The organism is Staphylococcus sp. HMSC068G11, from assembly GCF_001815825.1.
Taxonomy (GTDB): domain Bacteria; phylum Bacillota; class Bacilli; order Staphylococcales; family Staphylococcaceae; genus Staphylococcus; species Staphylococcus epidermidis.
This window is the reverse complement of sequence record NZ_KV822082.1, coordinates 1-3791: the sequence shown is the minus strand read 5'-3', so window position 1 is coordinate 3791 and position 3791 is coordinate 1. Positions and strand designations below refer to the sequence as shown.

Below are 3791 nucleotides of genomic sequence, written 5' to 3'. Positions count from 1 at the left end.
TTGTAAATAAAGAAGCCAGTAAATGAATTTATAATAAACTCATTTACTGGCTAATTTGTTAGAAATTATGTCCCAGCCTCATTTATTTATGATTCGTATTCTTATTTTGAGGGCTGGGAGAGAATAATTGTTGCTTTGTACTGTACTTTTTATTAAAAAGCTTCATAGTTAATCATCCTTTTTAAAATTGTTTTGTTCTTAAGTATTCAGATAAACGTTGAACAAATTTATCTGATACGTGATTTTCGATTAAATCAACCTCTTGGTTGACTTCAGAAGAGTTGATATTTAATACTTTTATGAAAAACGCTTTAATAATCTCATGATTGTTAGTCATTTCTATCGTATAAGTTAATCCTTTCTTAGTTAACATAACACCACGATAATGTTCACTTTTGACAAAACCTGCTTCGGTTAATCGATCTAACATTTGGCTAATTGAAGGGGGCGCTGCTCCTAACTTTTTAGATAACATTTTATTAGACACTAGCTCAATGTCTCCACCTAATTGGAAGATAATTTTCAAATATTTCTTTTGCGCATCAGTAATCATGATCCCACCTACAATTTTGATTTTTAAAGCAGAAATAGCTAGCCAAACTTCAAATTTTCGTTTGACTAAATAATATATTTAGGTTATCCTAAATATATTATTTACGCAAGTGAAGAAAGAAGGGAATAGCGTGTTAGATGTACAAAACTTGTCAGTGGTTTATGATAATCAAACCCGAGCTTTACAAGATGTTTCTTTACAAATGATAGAAGGACAAATTGTTGGGATTATTGGCCCAAATGGGGCAGGTAAATCAACTTTGATTAAAGCAATGATTAATTTAATACCACACAAAGGACAAACATTTTTTAAAAGTAAGCCTATACATAAGCAACTTAAAAATCTTTCATACGTCGAACAAAAAAGTAATATCGATACAACGTTTCCTATGAAAGTTTTAGATTGTGTCATTTTAGGTATATACCCTCGGTTAAAACCGTGGCAGTTACCTGGGAAAAAAGAAAAAGCAATGGCAACAGAAGCCCTTAACAAAGTGGATATGTCGGAATATAAAGATCGACAAATAGGGGAGCTATCAGGAGGACAATTTCAACGAGTGTTAATTGCTAGAACGTTAGTTCAGAAAACAGATTTGATATTACTTGATGAACCTTTTGTTGGCATCGATATTACAAGTGAAAATATCATTGTTGATTTATTAAAAGAACTAGCTGAATCTGGAAAAACAATTTTAATTGTTCATCATGACTTATCCAAAGTCAGTAAATATTTCGATAGCCTTATTCTTTTAAATAAACATTTAATCGATTTTGGTTCTGTTGAAAATGTGTTTACGGGAGATAACTTAGCACAAGCCTTTGGCACAAATATTTTGATCCCTTCTGAAAGTGGGGATAAAAATGATTAGTCAATTTATACATGAGTTATTTCAGTTTAGTTTTCTTCAAAGAGCACTTGTAACTTCTGTTGTCATCGGAATCATCTGTGGCGTTATTGGTTGTTTCATCGTATTAAGAAGTTTGGCGCTAATGGGAGATGCTATCTCACATGCAGTTCTACCGGGTGTAGCTATTTCTTATATGATGGGCATTAATTTTTTCTACGGTGCGGTAGTCTTTGGGATTATGGCAGCTTTAGGAATCGGTTTCGTTAACCAAAACAGTAAAATCAAAAGCGATTCATCTATAGGTATTGTTTTTTCTGCCTTTCTAGCTTTAGGGGTTTTACTTGTTACGAAAGCGCAATCGTCCATAGATTTAACGGAAATTTTATTTGGTAATGTACTGACAGTTAAAGAACAGGATCGAACATTAACATTTATTGTCGCTGCGATTGTCTTAATTATTGTAGTGATCTTTTATAAAGAATTTTTACTATCAACGTTTGATCCAACCATGGCTGCAGCTTCAGGTTTACCAACAAAATTCATCCATTACACAATCATGGTGTTATTAACGTTAGTAACTGTTGCCTCATTACAAACCGTCGGTGTTATTTTAGTTGTTTCTTTATTGATTACGCCAGCTTCGACAGCTTATTTACTGACTAAAAGACTATCAACCATGATTCTTTTATCAGCGTTGATAGGTGCTATTTCATCTATTATTGGGTTGTTCTTTAGTTTTACATTTAACTTACCTTCAGGTGTGGTTATTGTATTAGTTATTACAGCTATATTTATTATCACATTCTTCTTAGCACCTAGAAATGGGCTATTGTGGAGAATGATTAAACATTAACTTAGGAGGATTTTTATAATGAAAAAAGTGATATTATTTTTATTCACCATTACACTTTCTGTTGTTTTAGCAGCTTGTAGTAATGGAGATAAAGACGGTGATTCAGATAAAGAATTAGAATCAGTAGATAAAGATAAAATCAAAGTGGTCACAAGTTTTTCTATGATTGATGATATGGTTAAAGAAATTGGCGGAGAGCACGTTGAAGTTAAAAATTTAGTGCCTACAGGCACTGACCCGCATGACTACGATCCTAAACCAGATGACATTAAACATATCTCGAGTGCCGATTTGGTTTTCTATAATGGATTGAATTTAGAAGGTGGCAGTAAAGGTTGGTTATTTAAAGCTTTAGAGTCTTCTGATTTTTCAAAAGAAAATGCGATAAAAACATCAGAAGGTGTTAAACCTAAATACATTAAAGATGAAGATGGCAAAAAAGAAGTGAACCCTCATGCATTTATTGATCCGAAAGTAGGAGAAAAAATGATTAAAAATATCACGAAATCTTTATCTGAAAGAAATCCAAAAAACAAAGATTATTATAAAGAAAATGAAAAAGCATATTTAAAAAAATTACATAACATCGAAGATGATTATGAAAAACAATTAGGCGATATTCCTAAGAAAGATCGTGTTTTTGTAGCGAGTGAACAAGCTTTCCAATATTTAACAGACCGTTATGACCTAAAAGAAGGTTATATTTGGGCGATAGACACGGACGAGAATGGATCTCCAGAACAAATCAAAGATTTAGTAAAATTTATTGATAAAAATGAGCCATCTCACTTATTTGTAGAATCAAACGTAGATAAGCGTCCAATGGAAACCGTATCTAAAGAAAGTGGCGTATCAATTTACAAGAAACCAATTTACTCTGATGAAATTAGTAAAGAAGGTGGCGTAGCTGATACTTATCTTAAATATTTAGAGTATAATTTAGATGTTTTAACTGATGGATTGGAAAAATAACAATGAAACTAAAAGTGAGCGTTATTGTCTATATAGATAATAACGCTCACTTTTTTACTTATCTTTTGGAAGAGATGTTTCGTCTTCATATCTTATTAAAGGGAAAAATATGAAGAAGTTTGAAATTATCATTTTTACAGTTTAATAAAGTTTAGAATTTTAAATTAAAAGAAGCAGGTTATTGTATAACATATTATCATTTCCTAATGTGTTATACAATCACTTTTTACTCATTTTATTAATTATTTTGTTCTTTCATTTTTAATTCGATATACGGTCTGTCTTGTAATATCTACTTCTTTAGCAATTTTACTAATAGAAATTCCTTGATCTAACATTTCTACAACACGTTGATAAACTAAACGTTTCTGTGGGTCTTTCGCGTTTGGTGAGTAAAGGACAGGTCTGCCTTTATAGATACCTTTTTCTTTCGCTACCTTAATTCCCTGTGCTTGCCTACGCTTACTTTCATTTCTTTCTTGTTCTGAAATCATTGCTAAAATTTGAATGATTAAATCTTTCATGAACTTATCGGTTCTGTTGCAAAGTAAAAAATATAGCTAACC

At 31.5% G+C, this 3791-nt stretch carries 4 protein-coding genes and 1 pseudogene; 3 read left to right on the top strand and 2 right to left on the bottom strand.

Translation table 11 applies throughout. The annotated features are described in order from the left end of the window. Positions 1-181: 181 nt before the first annotated feature. On the bottom strand, positions 182-553 hold the full coding sequence (locus HMPREF3058_RS06055; RefSeq protein WP_002497484.1) for a metal-dependent transcriptional regulator: 372 nt from the start codon (positions 551-553) through the stop codon (positions 182-184). 130 nt (positions 554-683) lie between these two features. On the opposite strand from HMPREF3058_RS06055, the gene HMPREF3058_RS06050 reads away from it, so the two are divergent. Genes HMPREF3058_RS06050 through HMPREF3058_RS06040 form a run of 3 tightly spaced genes read left to right on the top strand, consistent with a single transcriptional unit; the run spans position 684 to position 3225 of the window. Further along, positions 684-1421 carry a metal ABC transporter ATP-binding protein gene (locus tag HMPREF3058_RS06050; RefSeq protein ID WP_002497485.1) on the top strand — a complete coding sequence of 246 codons (738 nt, stop codon included), beginning with the start codon at positions 684-686 and terminating at the stop codon, positions 1419-1421. Further along, on the top strand, positions 1414-2253 hold the full coding sequence (locus HMPREF3058_RS06045; protein ID WP_002497486.1) for a metal ABC transporter permease: 840 nt from the start codon (positions 1414-1416) through the stop codon (positions 2251-2253). The genes HMPREF3058_RS06050 and HMPREF3058_RS06045 overlap by 8 nt, the downstream gene beginning before the upstream one ends. Positions 2254-2271: 18 nt before the next feature. Then, complete coding sequence (locus HMPREF3058_RS06040) at positions 2272-3225, top strand: metal ABC transporter substrate-binding protein (RefSeq protein ID WP_002497487.1); 954 nt, start codon at positions 2272-2274, stop codon at positions 3223-3225. A gap of 242 nt (positions 3226-3467) precedes the next feature. Here the strand turns inward: HMPREF3058_RS06040 and HMPREF3058_RS06035 are convergent. Next, a pseudogene (locus HMPREF3058_RS06035) lies at positions 3468-3758 on the bottom strand (helix-turn-helix domain-containing protein); the annotation flags it as partial. Positions 3759-3791 lie beyond the last annotated feature (33 nt).

Bases quoted from the DNA above. Each gene is read 5' to 3' on its own strand.
- HMPREF3058_RS06040 (WP_002497487.1), top strand. From the start codon at position 2,272: ATGAAAAAAGTGATATTATTTTTATTCACCATTACACTTTCTGTTGTT.
- HMPREF3058_RS06045 (WP_002497486.1), top strand. From the start codon at position 1,414: ATGATTAGTCAATTTATACATGAGTTATTTCAGTTTAGTTTTCTTCAA.
- HMPREF3058_RS06055 (WP_002497484.1), bottom strand. From the start codon at position 553: ATGATTACTGATGCGCAAAAGAAATATTTGAAAATTATCTTCCAATTA.